The 18,635-nt window shown below is 70.0% G+C and carries 16 protein-coding genes; 7 read left to right on the top strand and 9 right to left on the bottom strand.

Going from position 1 to position 18,635, the window contains the following annotated elements:
* Nucleotides 1-122: 122 nt before the first annotated feature.
* Both R4I43_RS31585 and R4I43_RS31580 read left to right on the top strand, forming a co-directional pair.
* The gene (locus R4I43_RS31585) at nucleotides 123-1,247 is read left to right on the top strand and encodes an NDMA-dependent alcohol dehydrogenase (RefSeq protein ID WP_324269377.1); all 1,125 of its coding nucleotides are present in this window, start codon (nucleotides 123-125) and stop codon (nucleotides 1,245-1,247) included.
* An 18-nt stretch (nucleotides 1,248-1,265) separates the two neighbouring features.
* Nucleotides 1,266-2,705 (top strand): aldehyde dehydrogenase family protein, encoded by a 1,440-nt coding sequence (locus tag R4I43_RS31580; RefSeq protein WP_324269376.1) that lies wholly within the window; start codon nucleotides 1,266-1,268, stop codon nucleotides 2,703-2,705.
* Between the two features lie 20 nt (nucleotides 2,706-2,725).
* Here the strand turns inward: R4I43_RS31580 and R4I43_RS31575 are convergent, their stop codons facing one another.
* On the bottom strand, nucleotides 2,726-3,649 hold the full coding sequence (locus R4I43_RS31575; protein WP_324269375.1) for an AraC-like ligand-binding domain-containing protein: 924 nt from the start codon (nucleotides 3,647-3,649) through the stop codon (nucleotides 2,726-2,728).
* A gap of 344 nt (nucleotides 3,650-3,993) precedes the next feature.
* Between R4I43_RS31575 and R4I43_RS31570 the strand changes: the two genes are divergently transcribed.
* Nucleotides 3,994-5,115, top strand: a complete 1,122-nt coding sequence (locus R4I43_RS31570) for an AraC-like ligand-binding domain-containing protein (RefSeq protein ID WP_324269374.1) — start codon at nucleotides 3,994-3,996, stop codon at nucleotides 5,113-5,115.
* Here R4I43_RS31570 and R4I43_RS31565 read toward each other — a convergent pair.
* Together R4I43_RS31565 and R4I43_RS31560 are read right to left on the bottom strand one after the other, a co-directional pair.
* The gene (locus R4I43_RS31565; RefSeq protein ID WP_324269373.1) at nucleotides 5,094-5,393 is read right to left on the bottom strand and encodes an EthD family reductase; all 300 of its coding nucleotides are present in this window, start codon (nucleotides 5,391-5,393) and stop codon (nucleotides 5,094-5,096) included. The genes R4I43_RS31570 and R4I43_RS31565 overlap by 22 nt on opposite strands.
* Entirely contained in the window at nucleotides 5,393-6,652 is a 1,260-nt protein-coding gene (locus R4I43_RS31560; RefSeq protein WP_324269372.1) for a styrene monooxygenase/indole monooxygenase family protein, read from the bottom strand. The genes R4I43_RS31565 and R4I43_RS31560 overlap by 1 nt, the downstream gene beginning before the upstream one ends.
* Before the next feature lie 356 nt (nucleotides 6,653-7,008).
* Between R4I43_RS31560 and R4I43_RS31555 the strand changes: the two genes are divergently transcribed.
* On the top strand, nucleotides 7,009-7,506 hold the full coding sequence (locus tag R4I43_RS31555; protein WP_324269371.1) for a flavin reductase family protein: 498 nt from the start codon (nucleotides 7,009-7,011) through the stop codon (nucleotides 7,504-7,506).
* Between the two features lie 165 nt (nucleotides 7,507-7,671).
* Here R4I43_RS31555 and R4I43_RS31550 read toward each other — a convergent pair whose 3' ends face one another.
* From R4I43_RS31550 to R4I43_RS31530, 5 genes are read right to left on the bottom strand one after another with little or no spacing between them, the layout of a single operon-like run.
* The gene (locus R4I43_RS31550) at nucleotides 7,672-9,588 is read right to left on the bottom strand and encodes an FAD-binding monooxygenase (protein ID WP_324269370.1); all 1,917 of its coding nucleotides are present in this window, start codon (nucleotides 9,586-9,588) and stop codon (nucleotides 7,672-7,674) included.
* A gap of 35 nt (nucleotides 9,589-9,623) precedes the next feature.
* The gene (hpaD, locus tag R4I43_RS31545; RefSeq protein WP_324269369.1) at nucleotides 9,624-10,682 is read right to left on the bottom strand and encodes a 3,4-dihydroxyphenylacetate 2,3-dioxygenase; all 1,059 of its coding nucleotides are present in this window, start codon (nucleotides 10,680-10,682) and stop codon (nucleotides 9,624-9,626) included.
* Between the two features lie 26 nt (nucleotides 10,683-10,708).
* Nucleotides 10,709-12,196: a 5-carboxymethyl-2-hydroxymuconate semialdehyde dehydrogenase gene (gene hpaE, locus R4I43_RS31540; protein WP_324269368.1), complete on the bottom strand. Its 1,488-nt coding sequence runs from the start codon at nucleotides 12,194-12,196 to the stop codon at nucleotides 10,709-10,711.
* 2 nt (nucleotides 12,197-12,198) lie between these two features.
* On the bottom strand, nucleotides 12,199-13,152 hold the full coding sequence (gene dapA, locus R4I43_RS31535; RefSeq protein WP_324269367.1) for a 4-hydroxy-tetrahydrodipicolinate synthase: 954 nt from the start codon (nucleotides 13,150-13,152) through the stop codon (nucleotides 12,199-12,201).
* Nucleotides 13,149-14,645, bottom strand: coding sequence for a fumarylacetoacetate hydrolase family protein (locus tag R4I43_RS31530; RefSeq protein ID WP_324269366.1), 1,497 nt, complete (start codon nucleotides 14,643-14,645; stop codon nucleotides 13,149-13,151). Before R4I43_RS31530 ends, dapA begins: the two co-directional genes overlap by 4 nt.
* 110 nt (nucleotides 14,646-14,755) lie before the next feature.
* Here R4I43_RS31530 and R4I43_RS31525 point away from each other — a divergent pair, with 110 nt between their 5' ends.
* Nucleotides 14,756-15,433, top strand: coding sequence for a GntR family transcriptional regulator (locus R4I43_RS31525; protein WP_324269365.1), 678 nt, complete (start codon nucleotides 14,756-14,758; stop codon nucleotides 15,431-15,433).
* Here R4I43_RS31525 and R4I43_RS31520 read toward each other — a convergent pair.
* Nucleotides 15,430-16,422, bottom strand: a complete 993-nt coding sequence (locus R4I43_RS31520; RefSeq protein ID WP_324269364.1) for a LacI family DNA-binding transcriptional regulator — start codon at nucleotides 16,420-16,422, stop codon at nucleotides 15,430-15,432. The genes R4I43_RS31525 and R4I43_RS31520 overlap by 4 nt on opposite strands.
* A gap of 230 nt (nucleotides 16,423-16,652) precedes the next feature.
* Between R4I43_RS31520 and R4I43_RS31515 the strand changes: the two genes are divergently transcribed.
* Nucleotides 16,653-18,095 (top strand): Nramp family divalent metal transporter, encoded by a 1,443-nt coding sequence (locus R4I43_RS31515; RefSeq protein ID WP_324269363.1) that lies wholly within the window; start codon nucleotides 16,653-16,655, stop codon nucleotides 18,093-18,095.
* On the top strand, nucleotides 18,092-18,424 hold the full coding sequence (locus R4I43_RS31510; RefSeq protein WP_324269362.1) for a hypothetical protein: 333 nt from the start codon (nucleotides 18,092-18,094) through the stop codon (nucleotides 18,422-18,424). Before R4I43_RS31515 ends, R4I43_RS31510 begins: the two co-directional genes overlap by 4 nt.
* Nucleotides 18,425-18,635: the final 211 nt, after the last annotated feature.

The following is an 18,635-nucleotide window of genomic DNA, read 5'->3' as shown; positions in this document are numbered from 1 at the left end:
GGTTCTCGCCCTGGGGTGGTCGGGTCGTGCACGGATTGGCGAGGGGTGTGCGCGGATTGGTGATCGGGTGAGCCTTTCGGCCCGTTGTACTGGGCGTGACGACGGAGTCACCGGAGGTATCAATGCCGATCACCACCCGCACGTCCATCATCCGCCAGGTGCCCGGGACCTACGAGACCGTGGAGGTCGAGCTCGACGACCCGCGGCAGGGCGAAGTGACCGTCAAGCTGGCCGCGTCGGGGTTGTGCCACTCCGACGACCACGTCGCCACCGGTGACGTGCCGGTCGGCGTCTACCCCTACGCGGGCGGCCACGAGGGAGCAGGCGTCGTGACCGCGGTCGGACCCAACACGCCCGGGTTCGAGGTCGGCGACCACGTCGTGTTCTCCTTCCTGCCCGCTTGCGGCAGGTGCGAGTTCTGCGCGCGCGGCCTGTCGAACCTCTGCGACCTCGGCGCATCGCTGCTCACCGGTGCGCGCGCCGACGACCCGTCGAGCTTCCGGATGCACCTCGACGGCGAGCCGGTCGGCCAGCAGTGCGGCATCTCGACATTCAGCGAGCACACCACGGTCTCCATCGACTCCGTGGTGAAGATCGACGAGAGCATCCCGCTGCGCTCGGCCGCGCTCGTCGGCTGCGGCGTGCCCACCGGCTGGGGCTCGGCCGTGCGCTCGGCGAACGTCCAGCCGGGCGACACCGTGATCGTGATGGGCATCGGCGGCATCGGGGTCAACGCGCTGCAGGGCGCCGCGCACGCCGGGGCGACGACGATCATCGCCGTGGACCCCGTTGCGGCCAAGGAGGATTGGGCCAAGCAGTTCGGCGCCACCCACTTCTGCACCACCATCGACGAGGCCGCCGAGCACGCTCGCTCGGTCACCAACGGCCAGGGCGCCGACGCCACGATCGTCACCATCGGCGTCGTTCGGGGTGAGCACATCGGCGAGGCGCTGGCCTCGATCCGCAAGGCCGGCACGGTCGTGGTGACCGGGCTGGGCGACATCACCGCCGTGGGGGCACCGATCGCCCTCGGCGACCTCACGCTCATGCAGAAGCGGTTGCAGGGATCGCTGTTCGGCGAGTCCAACCCGCGCCGCGACATCCCGAACCTGCTGCGCATGTACCAGCAAGGTCGCCTCAAGCTCGACGAGCTGGTGACCAAGACCTACACGCTCGACCAGGTGGCCGAAGCCTACGACGACATGCACGCCGGCCGGAACCTGCGCGGCGTCATCGTCTTCGACTGAGATCCTCGAGGAGTTCCCTTGCGCACTGACATGTTCATCAGCGGGAAGTGGACCGGCGGCGACGGCACCACGTTCTCGACCCGCAACCCGGCGACCGGCGAGGTCATCGCCGAGCTCCCGGAGGCGACCGCGTCCGATGTGGACGCAGCCGTGGACGCGGCGCAGGCCGCGTTCGCCTCGTCGGAGTGGGCCGGGTTGCTGCCCGCCCAGCGCGCCCGCCTGCTGCTGAAGGCCGCTGACCTGCTCGAAGAGCGGGCCGACGAGTTCGCCCGGCTGGAGACCACCGACCAGGGGCAGCCGCTGGCGATCAGCGCCGGGTTCTCGGTGCCCAACGCCGTCGAGCACCTGCGCTACTACGCGGGCTGGTGCACCAAGATCACCGGCGTCACCACCGCCCTGTCTGTCCCCGACGTCGACCACCGCACCCGGCGCGAACCGCTGGGCGTGTGCGCGCTGATCACGCCGTGGAACTTCCCGCTGATGATCCTGGTCTGGAAGCTCGCCCCGGCCCTGGCCACCGGCAACACCGTGGTCGTCAAACCCGCCGAGCAGACGCCGCTGACCACCCTGCTGCTGGCGGAAGTGCTGGAGCAGGCGGGGATTCCGGCGGGCGTGGTCAACGTCGTCACCGGCGGGCCTGAGGCGGGCAAGGCGCTGGTGCGCCACCCCGGCGTCACCAAGATCTCCTTCACCGGTTCCACCGCCGTCGGCCGCGAGATCGGCGCCGAGGCCGGACGGGCGTTGAAGAAGGTGTCGCTGGAGCTGGGCGGCAAGGCGCCGAGCATCATCGCCGCCGACGCCGACGTCGACGCGGTCATCGAGGGCAACCTGATGTCCGGCCTGCTCAACTCGGGCCAGGTGTGCGCGGCGGCGACCCGCTTCTACGTCGACAGCAAGCGGGCCGACGAGTTCGCGGAGAAGATGGCCGGCGCGGCCGGAGCCATGAAGCTGGGACCCGGGCTCAACGAGTCGACGCAGCTGGGACCGGTGGCGTCGCTGGAGCAGCTGGAGCAGATCGAGCGCTACGTGGCCATCGGCAAGTCCGAGGGCGCGCAGCTGCTCACCGGCGGCAGCCGCGCCGACGGGCCCCTCGCCAACGGCTACTTCTTCCAGCCCACCGTGTTCGGCGGGGTCGGTCAGGACATGCGGATCGCCCGCGAGGAGATCTTCGGGCCGGTGCTCACGGTGCTGCCCTACGACGACCCCGAGGAGCTGGCGCCGCGCGCCAACGACACCGAGTACGGCCTGGCCGCCTACATCTGGAGCCGCGACATCGGCACCGCGAACCGGCTCGCGCACCAGGTCAAGGCGGGGACGGTGTGGATCAACATGCCGCCGCTGCTGGACGCGGGCGCCCCGTGGGGCGGGATGAAGTCCTCCGGTTCCGGCCGGGAGATGGGCTGGGAGGCGATCGAGGCCTTCACCGAGGTCAAGAGCATCTGGACCAGCCTGGCGTGACGGAGGTGCTCGGCGGGTGGCTACCGCGCCTCCCGCCGGATCTCCATCGCGGTCAGCCCGAACTCGGCCTTGAGCGCGCGGCTGAGGTGGGTGGCGTCCAGGACGCCCCAGCGGGCGGCGATCGCGGCGGCGGTGCGGTCGGCCAGCGCCGGGTCGGCGAGGTCGCGCCGGATGCGCTGCAGGCGTTGCCGCCGGATCCAGGCGGAGAGCGTCATCGGCCGCTCGGCGAACAGCTTGTGCAGCTGGCGAACGGAAACGTGATGGGCGCGTGCCACGGATTCCACCGTGAGACCCGGGTCGTCGAGGCGGGCGAGGCAGTGCGCCAGCACCCGGTCGGCGAGGTCCTCGCCGGGCTCGGGGCGCAGCTCGGCGAGCTCGGAGATCACCATCGACACCAGCGCGTCGGTGAGGTGCCTGCCCGCGTCACCGCTGAAACCGCCGGTGTCCTCGCCGAGCACGTCGGTCATGGTGCGGAAGAACCCGCCGACGACCCGCTGCACCCCGCGCGAGGTGGGCACCGCGATCGCGCTGCGCGTGGCGAGGGTGTCGACGTGACCGCCGAGCAGCCACTTCGGCACCGCCACCACGGTGATGTCGTAGGGGGCGGGGAAGTTCAGCTGGTAGGGCCGGTCGGTGTCGTAGTTGACCAGATCGCCGGGCGTGAGCACGCAACGCCGGCCGTCCTGCTCGACCTCACCGCGGCCCTCGGTGAGCATGGTGACCTTCACCAGGTCGCGGTCGCCCGAGCCGATCAGCCGCGGCGTGCGGCGCACCTGGCAGGGGGCGCACCTGATGCGGGTGACCGCCACTTCCCCCGCGGAGGTGGCCCGCAGCGAGCTCCGGAACGGTCCCGGCCGCAGCGGCCGGATGCGCAGCGGGGCGAAGACCGTCGAGGCGGAGGCCTCGAACTCCCCGACTTCCTCGTCCGAGCTGACCGACATCATCGTCCGTCCTCACCGATCGTTCAGCAACGGCAAACACTACGTCGTGACCAGCACCGATGGCAACGCTCCCCACCCCGCTCCCCCGATTACCCCGGTATTCCGGGACCCGATTACGCCGGTATTCCGGGATTCGATTACGCCGGTATTCCGGGTCCCGATCACAGCGGCGCCCCGGTGCTGGAGGCGGGAGGGCCCGGATTACTCCGGTAATCGGGGAACGGATTACCGGAGTAATCCGTCACCTGCGTCGAGAACCGGGCACTGGCGGGAGACCGACCGAGCTGGTTTAGTACCTGCCGCCGAACTGAGCGCACCGCCGCGGGTTCTGGGACGTCGTCTGGTGAGTGCGTCGCGACGCCGTGCCGGGCGTCGGCATCGGCATCGGGCGCACGGGCCAGGTGGTGTTGCGGGTTCTGCTGCTCGCACCGCCGGGTTCGACGACCGCAGGAAGAGTTGCCCTCGACGTCGAGGAGGCACGCATGGCACTGCCGCCGGTGGCGTTCGCGACTGAATCGGTGCTGGCCTGGCAGCGGGTGGTGTCGTCGTCGTTCGTGCCGCTGGTCGTCGACGACCTCAGCGACGGCCGGTTCGCCGCCACCATCCGGGGCCGGGTCATCGACGAGGTGTTCTTCTCCCGGCTGCAGGTCACCCCGCACGAGGTGCACCGGACCCCGGCGCTCATCGACGCCTCGCAACGGCTGTTCTACAAGGTGACGCTGATGCTGGAGGGCACCGGTGAGCTCGTGCAAGACTCCCGGACGGCGCTGATGCTGCCCGGCAGCGTCAGCGTCTACGACACCGCGCGGCCCTACGACCTGCGCTTCGCCGACCCGATCGACGCCGTGGTGATCATGTTCCCGCGCGACCTGATCGATCCGAGCCCCGACCACGTCCGCGCGATCACGGCGACCTCGCTGGGCCCGGAGGAGTCGCTGACCAGGCTCGTCACTCCCCTGCTGACCGAGATCTCCAGCGACTTCGCCGCGCTGGAGGGCCCGGCCTCGGCGCGGGTCGTGCGCACCGCGATCGAGCTGATCTCGGCGCTGCTGAGCACGGCCGCGCTCGCCCGCACCACCGACCACGACCGGGAGCACCTGTCGCTGATGCTGCGCATCCGCGAGCACATCCTGGACAACCTCGGTGACAGCGAGCTGAGCCCGGACAGCATCGCGCGGGCGGTGTTCATCTCCACCCGGCACCTGCACGGGCTGTTCCACCAGCAGGGCACCACCGTGTCGGCCTGGATCCGCGAGCAGCGGCTGGAGGCGATCCGCCGCGAGCTGGCCGATCCCCTGCAGGCGCACCGCCCGATCTCGGAGATCGCGACCTGCTGGGGGTACCCGGATCCGTCGCACTTCTCGCGGACCTTCCGCCAGCAGGTCGGCACGGCGCCCAGCGCCTTCCGCCGCGCCGCCCTGGGACGTGCTCAGCGCGGCGGCGGGGATCAGCGGCTGACCACCGGGTAGTCGAGCACGACGGCGCCGGTGGCGTAGTTGGGCACGTCGGCCTGGACGGCCTCGCCTTCGGGGGACGCCAGCGCCGCGGCCATCGTCGCGGCGTCGGGGAAGTCGGCCTCGAACACCGCGAAGTAGGGGCTTTCCGGCTCGGCGTGGACGTTCAGCGAGTACCGGTGGTCCAGCATTCCCGGCAGCTTCGCCGCGAGCGGGAGGTGGACGCCCTCGTAGTGGGCCTGGAAGGCCGCCGGGTCCTCAGGATGCGGGTAGAGCACCAGGAGCTTGTGCATCAGGACACCTTTCCGGTGGTCGGGTCGTTGCCGAGCGCGGCGTGCCGGGCGATCGCGGCGTCCACGCGTTCCGGGGTGGCGACCATGTCGCCGTTGCGGTGCGGGTAGCTGAAGTTCTCGGTGAACTCGTCGCAGAGCGTGCGCATCTGCGACATCGCTCCCAGCAGCTTCTGCAGGTGCGGCGGCGTCGGGGTGGCGATCATGGTGTTCACCCAGGTGCTGAGCCCGTCGACGCGTTCCCGGAGGCGCAGCGCGACCTTCTGCGCGAAGCGCTCGTCGACCACGCCGTCCTCGATGATGGCGTCGGCCGCCACCTGAGCTTCGAAGGACGCCGAGTTGGCGCCCTGACCGGTCACCGGGTCCACAGTGGAGTGCGCGTCGCCCAGCGACAGCACCACGGTTCCGTCCGGCAGCAGCCGGTAGTCCTCGCGCACGACCGGCCGGGCGGCGCCTTGGAGGACGTCGCCGGGGCGCATCAGCTTGAAGCGGGACTCGTCGATGCGCTCGTGGACGGTCGGGTGGTGCTCCTTGAGCTTGTCCAGCGTCAGCCGGCGGTAGGCCTCGGGATCGTCGGATTCCTTCTGCGTCATCAGGACTTCCAGGTCACCGCCCGGGACGTTCTCGCACAGCAGGGCGCTGGCCCAGCCGTCGAAGGTGGTGATCGGCAGGTCCAGGAGTTCGCCGTGGCCGGGCGAGATGCTCATCGTCACCGCGCGGGGTTCGGTCTGCGCGACGCCGTCCCAGAACCCGACCGCGAGGTGCCGCTGCGGCTTGGCGTAGGGCGAGACGTCGGGGCGTTCGCCGAAGTACTCGGCGAAGGAGCGCTTGCCGGCCGCGACCACGATCAGGTCGTGGTGGCGGGCGAGCTGCTCGAAGTCGGCGGGTTCGACGGAGCGCTGCTCGATGGTCCCCCCGCGCTCCTCGTACTCGGCCATCAGGCGCGGCAGGTATATGCGGTAGTCCAGGACCCGGGAGGGCCGCAGGAAGTCGCCGCGGAACACCGGCGGGCCGTCCGGGACGTTGAGGTGGTGGTAGTGGACCTGGTACCCGTACTCCTCGACCGGCCAGAAGTTCACGCCCATCGCGCTCTCGCGGGCGAGGGTGGGCGCGTGGTGCGACACGCTGTTCTGCGGTCGTCCCGACGCCACCTGCTCGGCGGTCTGGTTGGTGTAGATCCGGGTGGTGACCCCGGCCTGCTGGAGCAGCAGCGCCAGGTGCAGGCCCGCGGTTCCGGCTCCGATGATTCCGATGTTCGGCATCTGCGTCTCCTCGTTGAGGCGTGCCCGGTCGCGGTCATCGTGGCCCGTCGCGCGCGGTCGCCGGAAGTGCGCCGGGCCGGTGTTCACCGAGGTGCAGGTCCGCTGCGCTGGCGGTCAAGTGCCCGCCCCGACGCTGCCACAGGAGGGCGGTTCGGCGCTGTCCACCGAGCGCACGGCTCTGTGCACGCGGAGCACGGCGTCGTGCGGCCGTTGCCCGGCGCCGGAGCCGATCCTAGCGTCGATCGGTACCGGAGCGGCCCGTTCCAGGCCGAGGATCGCGGCGCAGCCGCTGTTCCAAGTGCGGGACTCCGCACCGCCGAGCAACGCAACCACAAGACCTCTCCTAGGAGCGATCGATGATGATTGCAACCTCGGCTCAGTCCTCCAAGCAGGTGTTGCGCGGGTGCCTGGGGCGGTTCGCCACCGGTGTCGCCGTGGTGACCTTCGACGGCGTCGCCGACGGTGCGGTGAAGCGGCACGGGTTGACCGTCAACTCCTTCACCTCGGTGTCGATGGACCCGCCGCTGGTGCTGGTCGCGATCCAGCGCTCGGTCCGCGCGCACGCGCTGCTGACGGGGCGCGCGTTCACCGTCAACGTCCTCGGCGCCGAGCAGCGCGACCTCGCGATGCACTTCGCGGGCAAGCCCCACGTCGAGCCCGCCTGGGTCGAAGGCACCCGCGCACCTCGTCTCTCCGGAGCGGTGTCCTGGTTCGAGTGCACCCCGTGGACCGAGCACGACGGCGGCGACCACACCCTCTTCCTCGGCAAGGTCGAGCGCTTCGACCACCGCCCGGGCCCGTGCCTGGGCTTCGCCGACGGCACCTTCATCACCATCCCCGAAACCACCCCCTGACCAAGTCCCCACCCCGGAAACCCCCGATTTCAGTGGAACTCGAGGTCCCGATCTCCACTGAAGTCGAGGACACGATTTCAATGGAAGTCGTGGACGCGAGTTCCACTGAAGTCAGGTCCCCGATTTCAATGGAAATCGAGGGTCCGAGTTCCGTTGAAATCCGGTTCAGGGGGACGGGACTGCCCCTTCGGGGTGCGGGGTCGGGTGACGTGTGGTGATGCCGTGGAAGAACGCGGTGAGGTCGTCGCGGGCGTCGAGCGGCAGGACGTGGGAGACGTAGTGGTCCGGGCGGACGACCACGAGAGCGCCGTCCCTGGTGATGTTGCGGGCGTCGAAGATGTCGTCGGCGGGATCGGCCGCGTAGACCTTCTCGTAGTCGATGAGGTGGTACGGGCCGACCTTCGGCAGGTACGCGGCGGGAACTCGGCCGAGGTCGATCCCGGTGTGCGGCTGCTGGTAGATGACCTTGACGTCGAAGCAGGCGTCGACGTCGCGGCCTCGCGGGGTGTGGGTGAGCACCGGTGAGTCCGGCGAACCGGTGATCCACTCCGCGAAGTCGGTGGCCCTCGACGGCTCGCCCGGGCCCGGCCGGTCGGCGAAGACGTAGAGGCGCCAGCGGCCGTCGGCGCGGTGGTGGTGGCCGAGGTGCACGGGGTTGCCGTCGCAGACGCGGGTCACCGGGTGGGACTTGAACCGCTTGCCGATCGGGAACCCGGCCGCGAGGTCCTGGTGCTCGGCTCCGGCGGTGATCATCGACTGCTGGTACTGGGTCATAAGACCGGCCGGGAACTCGGCGGTCTTGACGTAGAAGTCCTCCAGCTCGGTCGGGTCGGAGAGCTCTTCCGGTTTGGCCGCCATGAGCTTCGACCAGCGGCGGTCGAAGTCGATGAGGTTCTGGGCGATGACCTGCCGTTCGGCGGAGTAGGTGTCCAGCAGCGAGGGGTCGGCGCGCCCCTCGAGGACGTGCCCGACCTTCCAGGCGATGTTCCAGCCGTCCTGCATCGACACGTTCATGCCCTGCCCGGCCTTGGCGCTGTGGGTGTGGCAGGCGTCGCCGGTGATGAACACCCGCGGTCGCCGCACGCCCACGAGCTCGGCCGGGACGTCGTCGAACTTGTCGGTCAGCCGGTGCCCGACCTCGTAGACGCTGCGCCAGGCCACGTGCTTCACGGTCAGCGAGTACGGGTGCAGGATGCGGTTGGCGCGCGCCTCCACCTCGGCCTGCGTGGTGTCGCGGACCTTGCCGTGGTCCTCGTCGGAGACCTCGCCGAGGTCGACGTACATCCGGAACAGGTGGTTGCCCTCGCGCGGGATGAGCAGGATGCTGCCGCCGTCGTGGGACTGGATCGCGCACTTGGTGCGGATGTCGGGGAAGTCGGTCTCGGCGAGCACGTCCATCACGCCCCAGGCGTGGTTGGCCCGGTCACCGACCAGTTCCCGCCCGATCGACTCCCGCACCCGGCTGCGCGCGCCGTCGCAGCCGATGACGTACTGGGCGCGCACGGTCCGCTCGGCGCCCTCGTCGGGACCCGTGGTGCGGCGCAACCGAACGTCGACCCCGTCCTCGCCGACGTCGAGGTCGAGGAATTCCCAGCCGTAGTCGGGTTCCACCCTGGCGGGGGCGTTGCGGGCGGCTTCGGCGAAGTAGTCGAGCACGCGGGCCTGGTTGACGATCAGGTGCGGGAACTCGCTGATCCCCGTCGGGTCGTCGGGGGCGCGCGCGGCCCGGACGATGCGGCTGGGCTGGTCGGGGTCGGGCTTCCAGAAGGCCATCTCGGTGATCCGGTAGGCCTCCTCGGTGATCCTCCCGGCGAAGCCGAACGCCTGGAAGGTCTCGACGCTGCGGGCCTGGATCCCGTCTGCCTGGCCGACTTCGAGCCGACCGGGCCGGCGCTCGACGAGCCGGGTGGTGATGTTCGGGAACTGCGCCAGCTGCGCGGCGGCGATCATGCCGGCCGGGCCGCTGCCCACGATGAGCACGTCGACCTCGCCCGGCAGCTCCTCGGGGCGGTCGAGCCCCACGCCCGCGGCGGGCTGCACGCGTGGATCACCGGAGACGTATCCGTGGTGGTGGAACTGCAACGATCTCTCCTCACTCCATCGTGAGCTCTGACCGCTCAGAGCGAAGTCCCGAGCTTGAAGCCCTGCTCCTCGTCGCCCTTGCGGGTGTAGGAGAAGCCGTCGGCACCGACGGTGACGGCCATTTCGCTGCTGTCGGTGCGCTTCTCCAGCGGCTGGGGGGTGCCGTCGAGGTCCAGCACCGGGGAGGCCTCGGTGTACCAGGACGGCACGACGGGGTTGCCCCACCAGTCGCGTCGCTGGTTGTCGTGGACGTCCCAGGTCACCGTGGGGTTGTCGGGATCGCCGGTGTAGTAGTCCTGGGTGTAGATCTCCACCCGGTGGCCGTCGGGGTCGCGGATGTAGAGGTAGAAGGCGTTGGACACGCCGTGGCGGCCGGGGCCGCGTTCGATGACGTCGGACATCCGCAGCGCGCCGAGCTTGTCGCAGATGGACAGGATGTTGTGCTTCTCGTGGGTGGCGAAGGCGATGTGGTGCAGCCTCGGTCCGTCGCCGCCGGTCAGGGCGGTGTCGTGGACGGTGTCCTTGCGCCGCAGCCACGCCGCGTAGGTGGTGCCCTCGGCGTCCTGGATGTCCTCGGTGACCCGGAAACCCAAGTCCTCCAAGTACTCCCGGCCCTTCGGCACGTCCGGGGTGACCTGGTTGAAGTGGTCCAGGCGCACCAGCGCGCCCGGGGTGTAGAGGTCGTAGCGCCACGCCAGCCGCTCGACGTGGGCGACCTCGTAGAAGAACTCGTAGGGGAACCCGAGCGGATCGGTGACCCGCACCGAGTCGCCGATCCCCTTCGCGAACCCCTCGGCCCGGCGTTCGGTGCGGCAGCCGCGCGCGGCGAACCACTCCTCGGCCCGGTCCACGTCCTCAGGCGTGCGGACGCGGTAGGAGAACGCCGCCGCGGCGGCAACCGGCCCCTTGCGCAGCACCAGGTTGTGGTGGATGAACTCCTCCAGCGTGCGGAGGTAGATCGCCTCGTCGTCCTCCTCGGTGACCACCAGGCCGAGGACGTCGACGTAGAACTCCCGCGCCTTGGCCAGGTCGGTGACGACCAGGTCGAGGTAGGCGCAGCGGACGATGTCGGGAGGGGTGAGGTCGGCACTCATCGTTGAACGCTCCTCCGTTCCGGGCGTCAGGCGCCGAACTTGGGGGTGTGGACGGGGGCCAGCGAGATGTGCACGGCCTGCTGGTCGGAGTAGAAGTCCAGCGACCGGTAACCGCCCTCGTGGCCGAGACCGGATGCCTTCACGCCGCCGAAGGGGGTGCGCAGGTCGCGGACGTTGTGCGAGTTCAGCCAGACCATCCCGGCGTCGATGCGCTGCCCGACGTTGTGGGCCCGCTCCAGGTTCGAGGTCCACACGTACGCGGCCAGCCCGTACTTGACGTCGTTGGCCAGGCGCACGGCTTCCTCGTCGGTGTCGAACGGCGTGATCGCCACGACCGGCCCGAAGATCTCCTCCTGGAAGATCCGAGCGGTGGGCGGCACGTCGATGAACACCGTGGGCCGCACGTAGTTCCCGGACTCCATGCCTTCCGGGCGCCCGCCACCGGCCGCCAGCGTGGCCTCGGTCTTGCCGATCTCGATGTAGCTGGTCACCTTCTCGTAGTGCTCCGGGTGCACCAGCGCGCCGACCTCGGTGGCCGGATCGTGCGGATCGCCGACCTTGACGTTCTCCGCCCGCGCCACGTACCGGCGCACGAATTCGTCGTAGACGCCGCGCTCCACCAGGATTCGGCTGCCGGCGGTGCAGCGTTCGCCGTTGAGGGAGAACACGCCGAACACCGTCGAGTCGATCGCCGCGTCCAGATCGGCGTCGGCGAACACGATCGCCGGGCTCTTGCCGCCGAGCTCCATCGACAGCGCCTTGAGCGTCGGAGCGGCGTTGGCGAAGATCAGCTTGCCGGTGGCCGATTCACCGGTGAAGGAGATCAGCTGGACGTCTTCGTGCTTGACCAGCGCGTCGCCCGCGTCCTCGCCGAGACCGTTGACGATGTTGAAGACCCCGTCGGGAACACCGGCCTCGCGGAAGATCTCCGGCCACAACCCGGCCGACAGCGGCGTGAACTCAGCGGGTTTGAGCACCACCGTGCAGCCGGAGGCCAAGGCGGGCGCCAACTTCCAGCTCTCCAGCATGAACGGCGTGTTCCACGGCGTGATCAACCCGGCCACGCCCTTGGGCTTGCGGTTGACGTAGTTGACCTGCTTGCCCGGCACCTTGTAGGTGTCGTCGGCCTGGGCGACGATCAGGTCGGCGAAGAACCGGAAGTTCTCCGCGGCGCGCTTCGCCTGCCCCAGCGCCTGCGTGATCGGCAACCCGGTGTCGAAGGTCTCCAGCTCCGCCAGGCGCTCGTTGCGGGTCTCGACGATGTCGGCGATGCGGTTGAGGATCCGGGCGCGTTCGCGCGGCAGCATCCCCGGCCACGGACCTTCGTCGAAGGCCTTGCGGGCGGCCGAGACCGCGCGGTCGATGTCGGCCTGCTTGCCCGACGATGCCTCCAGGTACGGCTTGTTCGACACCGGGTCGAGGACCTCGAAGGTGTCGCCGTCGAGGCTGTCGACGAACTCCCCGTCGATGAAGTGCTGGATCCGCTTCGGCAGATCCGCCGGCACGTGCTGCATGATCAGTTCCCTCCGGCGATGGTGTCGGTGTCCTCGACCGGCGACAGGTGATCAGCGCCCTCGGCCAGCAGCGCGCGGATCTTATCCTTGCCCGCGTCGGTCGGTGTGATCAACGGCGGCCGGACGTGCTCGGAGCGGATCAGGCCGCGCTGCGCCAACACCCACTTGACCGGGGCCGGGTTGGTCTCCACGAAGATCAGGTCCACCAGCGGGTGGACCCCGTAGTGGATGTCCAGCGCCTCGTCCATCCGTCCACCGTGGAACGCCTCGTACATCTTCTTCGTCGCGCCGGGCGCGATGTTGGCCGTGGCGCTGACGAAACCGGTGCCTCCCAAGGCCAGCAGCGGCAGGCACAGCAGCTCGATCCCGGACCACACCAGCAGGTCCCGGCCCGCCGCCTTGATCACCCGCGAGAAGTGCTCGAAGTCCTTGGTGGTCTCCTTGATGCCCACGAAGTTCGGCACGTCGCGGTGCAACCGGGCCACGGTTTCCGGCGCGATCTCCACCGCCGTCCGGCTCGGCACGTTGTAGGCGATGATCGGCAGCTCGGGGTACTCCTCGGCCACCGTCTTGTACCAGACGTAGAGCGCTTCCTGCGTCGGCCGCGCGTAGTACGGCGTGATGATCAGCGCCGCGTCCACGCCCGCGTCGTAGGCCGCACCGGTGAGCTCGATCGTCTCGTCCAGCTTCGCCGATCCGGTGCCCGGAACGACCGGTGCGCGCCCGTCGACGGTCTTGAGCACCGTGCGGATCGCATCGGCCCGCTCGTCGATGGTCTGCGCGCTGGGCTCGCCGGTGGACCCACCGATGGAGATCCCGTCGGAACCCTGCCTGAGCTGCCAGTTCACCAGGTTGGCCAGGGATTCGTGATCCACCGCCCCGTCATCGGTGAACGGGGTGATCACCGGGGCGATCGACCCGGTCAGCTCTTCGGGGCGTGTGCGCCAGTTCGTCATCGGGTTCCTCCCTGGTCGTCGTGCTCCGCGTCGTAGCGGCGGCGCCACTCGCCGGTCAGCGGGTAGAGCCCGTCCACCGCCGCGCCTTCGGCGACGCGGGCGGCGATCCACTCCTCCTCGGCCTCCTGCTCGATCGCGGCGTCGAGCACCTCGTCGAGCAGCGCGGGCGGGATGACCAGCACGCCGTCGTCGTCGCCGACGATGACGTCGCCCGGCTGCACCGTCGCCCCGCCGCAGGCCACGGTGATGTCGTTGTCCCACGGCACGTGCTTGCGCCCGAGCACCGCCGGGTGCGGCCCGCCGGAGAAGGTGGGGATGTCGAGCTCCTTCACCGCGCTGTGGTCGCGCACGCCGCCGTCGGTGACGATGCCCGCCGCACCCAGCACCTGCGCCCGCAGCGCCAGGATGTCGCCGACGGTGCCACTCCCCCGCTCGCCGCGCGCTTCGACCACCAGCACGTCGCCGGGCTTCAGCGAGTCGAAGGTGCGCTTCTGCGCGTTGTAGCCGCCGCCGTGGCTGCGGAACAGGTCCTCGCGGGCGGGCACGAAGCGCAGCGTGCGGGCGCGACCGATGACCTTGCTGCCGGGCTTGTCGATGCGCACGCCGTCGATGGAGACCTGGTTGTAGCCGTGCTTGCGCAGCTGCGCCGACAGCGTCGCGACGGCGACCTTCCGCAGCTTGGCGACGCGGTCCTCGGTGAGCTCGAACGGCGGTTCCAGCCCGGCGGCCTCGCGGCTGCCCCAGGCCTCGGCCCGCTGGTGGTCGTCGACCGACGGCTGCGCGCTGAACTCCGGCAGCGGCTCGGTCCCCGCGACGACGGTGGTGCGCAGCCGGCCGGAGCTGCGCTCGGCGCCGGGCACGTCCACCTCGACCTCGACGACGTCACCGGGCCCGACCACCGACGATCCGGCGGGCGTGCCGGTGAGCACGACGTCGCCGGGCTCCAGGGTGATCAGCTGGGAGAGGTCGGCGACCAGCTCGCCGAAGGGGAAGACCACGGTGCCCGACGAGTCGTCCTGGACCTGCTCGCCGTTGACCCAGGTGCGCACCCGCAGCTCCGCCGGGTCGATCTCGGCGGCCGGGATGAGCTCCGGACCGAGCGGGGTGTAGCCGTCGCCGCCCTTGGAGCGCAGGTTGGCGCCCTTGTCGGCAGCGCGCAGGTCGTAGACCCCGAGGTCGTTGGCCGCGGTCACCGCGGCGACGTGCGACCAGCCGTCCTCGCGCGGGACGCGGCGCGCGGTCTTGCCGATGACCAGCGCGATCTCGCCCTCGAAGGCCAGCAGCTCGGCCCCGGCCGGTCGCTCGACGGTCTGGTCGGTGGCGGCCAGCGAGGTCACCGGCTTCAGGAAGTACGACGGCTTCGACGGCGCGCGGCCGCGCTGGGCGATCCGCGACGGGTAGTTCAGGTGCAGCGCGATGACCTTGCCCGGCCGCCCGACGAGCGGGTGGTGCGCGAGGCCTTCAGCCGGAGAACGAACGGCATCGGTCGTCATGACCGAGGATCGTATACGATGCCATATCTGATTACAATGCAGAACGCGGCAGGGTCCGGAGGATCGCGCCTCGGGCAAGATGAACTGCCACGCCGGCGAAACGAGGAGCGATGACCACCGACGCAGCGGACGAGCGCACCGCGACCAGCAAGTCCCAGCTGGCCTACGAGTGGCTCCGCGACCGCATCGTCTCGCACCGGTTCACGCCCGGCTACCGGTTGGTGCTCAGCCAGCTCGCCGCCGAGCTCGGCGTGAGCACCGTCCCGGTCCGCGAGGCCATCCGCAGGCTGGAGGCCGAGGGGCTGGTCACCTACGAGAAGAACGTCGGCGCGCAGGTCGCCCTGGTCGACGAGGGCGAGTACGTCACCACGATGCAGACCCTCGCGGTCGTCGAGGGCGCCGCCACCGGGTTCTCCGCTCCCCTGCTCACCGCCGAGGACCTGGCCAAGGCGCGCGCGATCAACGACCGCATGCGCGAAACCCTGGAGCACTTCGACCCGCGCCGCTTCACCGAGCTCAACGAGGAGTTCCACTCGGTGCTGTTCCTGCGCTGCCCCAACGAGCACATGACCGACCTGGTCCGCCGCGGCTGGAGCCGGCTGCGCATGCTGCGCGACTCCACCTTCAGCTTCGTGCCCGGCCGCGCCGTCCAGTCGGTGGCCGAGCACGACCACCTCATCCACCTCATCGAGACCGGCGCAGCCCCCATCGACGTCGAGCTGGCGGCCAGGAACCACCGCACAGCGACCCTCGACGCCTTCCTCAGCGCCCAGCACCCGGCCCGCTAATCGCCCACCTGCGCGATGCTGGGCCGGATCACCAGCTCGCTCGGGAGCCGCTTCTCCCTGCGGCGCAGGCGTTCCGGGGAGTTCAAGCGCGTGTGGAGCATGTCGACCGCGTGCCGCGCCAGCTCGTCGAGCCGATGACGAACCACGGTCAGCGGCGGCGAGGTCAGCGCCGTCCACTCGGCGTCGTGGAAGACGATGACCGAGAGGTCCTGGGGCACTGAGATCCCCGCCGAACGCAGGTGCGTGACGACGCTGGCCGACACGGCGGTGTTGCCGACGATCAAGGCCGTCGGCGGCTGCGGCAGCGCGACGATCCCCGCCAGGGCGGTCTCCGCCTCGACGGGGCGGAAGGCGAGTTCGATGACCAGACCGGGGTCTTCGTCGATGCCGTGCTCCTGCAACGCCCTCCGATGACCCGCGATGCGCTCGCGACCGGTCGAGGTCTCACTCGGTCCGCTGACCAGCGCGATCCGCCGGTGACCTCGTTCGATGAGCGCCGTGGTCGCCGAGTGCGCGGCGTGCTCGTTGTCCATGCCGACGACGTCGATGCCCGGGATGCGGTCGATGAAGCGGTCCACGAAGGTGAGCTCGACGCCGGTCTCGCGCATGTGCCGCCACGCGGCGGCGTTCTCGGTGCCGGGTGCTGCGATCACGCCGCCCACGCGCTTCTGCAGCAGGAGCTCGATGCTCTTGAGCTCCATCGCCGGGTCTTCCTGCGTGGTGGTCAGCAGGACGCCCAGGCCGACGTCCGCCGCGTGCCGCACGATGTGGTCCGCCAGCTGCGAGAAGAACGGGTTGGCCACGTCGGCCAGCACCAGGCCGATCGTGTTGGTGGTGCGGGTGCGCAGTTCGCGCGCGGCGCTGTGCGGGCGGTAGCCGAGCTCGGCGATGGAGGCCAGCACCCGCTCGCGGGTCCGCTCGGACACCGAGCCGTTGGCGTTGACCACGCGCGACACCACGCCGGGCGAGACGCCCGCGTGCTCAGCCACGTCCTTCACCGTGGGTTCGCGACCTCGCGACATGGTCCCCTCTCCCGTCGAGCGCAGGTCCGCTCGCGCAGGTCAAGGGTTGACAGCGGAGCGACCGGATGACACAAAGTACAACGTTACACCTGGAGTATAACGTTATACATGACTGACGAAGGAGTCAGCATGATCGGCATCGGAGTCACCCGAACCCCCGCGATCGCACCCGATTTCGGGACAACGGAGGTGCGGAGATGAGCACGCAGGACGCCGGCTTGCCCGCGGAGCAGGCGCGATTGCCGGAAGTACCACCGGAACTGGCCAAACGACGCCTCAGCTTCGGCACGATCGTCAAGTTCTTCGGCCCCGGCGCCATCATCGCCTCGCTGACCGTCGGCAGCGGCGAAACCGTCCTCGCATCGCGGATGGGGGCGGTGTTCGGGTTCGCGGTGCTGTGGGTGGTCGTCGTGGGTGCCGTGGCCAAGGCGGCGGTGATCTACTCCTCCAACCGCTACATCGTGCTCACCGGGGAACACCCGATGCGCGGCATGGCGCGGGTGATCCCGGGGCCGCGCGGCTGGTTCCCGATGCTCATCGGTGCGCTCGCGGTCCTGTCCTTCCCGTTCGTGGCCAGCGCGCTGGCCTCGGGGATCGGCGGTTACCTCAACCGGGTCGCGGGCGGCCCGGCCATCGCGTGGGGTCTCGTCCTGCTCGTGCTGGCGGCGGCGATCGCCTGGTTCGGGTGGTACGCGCTGCTGGAGCGCGCCCAGATCGCGATCGTCGCGCTCAAGGTCACCCTGGTCGTCGTGGCGGTGTTCGCGGCCAACCCGCAGTGGCTCGACGTGCTGGCGGGCTTCGCCCCGCAACCCTTCTCCTACGAACACTTCGTGCACGTCGAGTACCCGGACATCGCCGCGGAATCGGCCTGGGTGGAGGCCGTGGTGTTCATGGGCGGCCTGGGCGGCGGCATGTACGACTACATCGGCTACGCGGGCCTGATGCGCGAGAAGCGCTGGGGCGCGCTCGGATTGCCCGGTCGCGGCGACGACGTTCCGGTCGTGGAGCCGATCGCGCTGCCCGACACCGACCAGGAGCGGCGCAAGGCGCGCGGGTGGGCTCGAGCGCCGCTCGGCGACGTCGTGCTCAGCTTCGCCACGATGGCGCTGACCGCGGTCGCGTTCATCATCACCGGCAAGGAGATCCTCGGCGCCGCGCACAACGTGCCCAGCGGCAACGACGTGCTGACCTACCAGGGCGACGTGCTGGGCGTGATCCACCCGCTGTTCCAGTACTTCTACATCGTCGCGATCATCATGGTCTTCCTCGGCACGATGTACGCGATCTGGGAGGTCTACACCCGCACCACGCACGAGTCGCTGTCGGCGGTGTCGAAGCGCGTGCACGCCGGTGGCGTGGGCCGGACGCGGCGCTGGGTCTACGGCTACGTGCTGCTCGGCGGTATCGCCCTCATCCTCACCGGCGGCGACCTGGTGAAGCTGATCAGCCCGGCCAACATCGTCGGCGGGACGGTGGCGGTGGGCGCCTACGGCTTCGGCCTGCTCGCCCTGGAGAAGCGGGTGCTCCCGGCCCGCTTCCGGATCAACCGCGCGGGCAGGGCGCTGATCTGGGCTTCGTCGCTGGTCCTGCTCGGCGCGGGCCTCATCGCGCTGGCGCAGTACGTGGGGCTGGTCCAATGAGGACGATCACGCCGGGGTACGCGATCGGGGCGGGCTGCTTCCTGCTGCTCGCCGGGTTCCGGCTGACCGAAGGCCGGTGGGTGTGGGCGCTGGTGTTCGCGCTCGCCGCGGCCTGCCAGGTCTACTTGGGACTGCGCGCCGCCCCGGCAACCCCCGCGCGCGAGGCGCCCGCGCACACCGAGCGCGAACTCCGCACCTGGCGAGCGCTGGCCCTCTCCTCGTGCGCCCTGACGGCCGCACTCCTGTTCCTGCAACCGGTCCTCAGCCCGGTCGCCGCAGGCGCCGGGGTGTACTGCCTGTGGAGGATCGGACGCCGCCGTCCCGCATGAACGCGATTTCAATGAGGTGATCTCAGTAAGGCGTGGTGGGTGTCGCCGTGGCGTGATCTGTGGAGGCGGCAGAGAGCCTGCCTAATGGAGTGGGACGTGGGGGCTCCTGGTAGAAGAACTCCGACCAAAGATGATCTTCACCAGGTAAGGCCCCCACGTGATCACCTATCGTGCCATCCTCGATGTTCCTCGTGATCTCGCCCTGTATCTC

Source organism: Saccharopolyspora mangrovi, assembly GCF_035320975.1.
GTDB classification, from domain to species: Bacteria; Actinomycetota; Actinomycetes; order Mycobacteriales; family Pseudonocardiaceae; genus Saccharopolyspora; species Saccharopolyspora mangrovi.
Note: the sequence above shows the minus strand (reverse complement) of the source record. Positions and strands in the feature narration are given on the sequence as shown.

What these genes read in the sequence shown, in the direction of transcription:
- R4I43_RS31585 (WP_324269377.1), top strand. Translation starts at nt 123, where the DNA reads ATGCCGATCACCACCCGCACGTCCATCATCCGCCAGGTGCCCGGGACC.
- R4I43_RS31575 (WP_324269375.1), bottom strand. Translation starts at nt 3,649, where the DNA reads ATGATGTCGGTCAGCTCGGACGAGGAAGTCGGGGAGTTCGAGGCCTCC.
- R4I43_RS31565 (WP_324269373.1), bottom strand. Translation starts at nt 5,393, where the DNA reads ATGCACAAGCTCCTGGTGCTCTACCCGCATCCTGAGGACCCGGCGGCC.
- R4I43_RS31560 (WP_324269372.1), bottom strand. Translation starts at nt 6,652, where the DNA reads ATGCCGAACATCGGAATCATCGGAGCCGGAACCGCGGGCCTGCACCTG.
- R4I43_RS31555 (WP_324269371.1), top strand. Translation starts at nt 7,009, where the DNA reads ATGATGATTGCAACCTCGGCTCAGTCCTCCAAGCAGGTGTTGCGCGGG.
- hpaD (WP_324269369.1), bottom strand. Translation starts at nt 10,682, where the DNA reads ATGAGTGCCGACCTCACCCCTCCCGACATCGTCCGCTGCGCCTACCTC.
- hpaE (WP_324269368.1), bottom strand. Translation starts at nt 12,196, where the DNA reads ATGCAGCACGTGCCGGCGGATCTGCCGAAGCGGATCCAGCACTTCATC.
- dapA (WP_324269367.1), bottom strand. Translation starts at nt 13,152, where the DNA reads ATGACGAACTGGCGCACACGCCCCGAAGAGCTGACCGGGTCGATCGCC.
- R4I43_RS31530 (WP_324269366.1), bottom strand. Translation starts at nt 14,645, where the DNA reads ATGACGACCGATGCCGTTCGTTCTCCGGCTGAAGGCCTCGCGCACCAC.
- R4I43_RS31525 (WP_324269365.1), top strand. Translation starts at nt 14,756, where the DNA reads ATGACCACCGACGCAGCGGACGAGCGCACCGCGACCAGCAAGTCCCAG.
- R4I43_RS31515 (WP_324269363.1), top strand. Translation starts at nt 16,653, where the DNA reads ATGAGCACGCAGGACGCCGGCTTGCCCGCGGAGCAGGCGCGATTGCCG.
- R4I43_RS31510 (WP_324269362.1), top strand. Translation starts at nt 18,092, where the DNA reads ATGAGGACGATCACGCCGGGGTACGCGATCGGGGCGGGCTGCTTCCTG.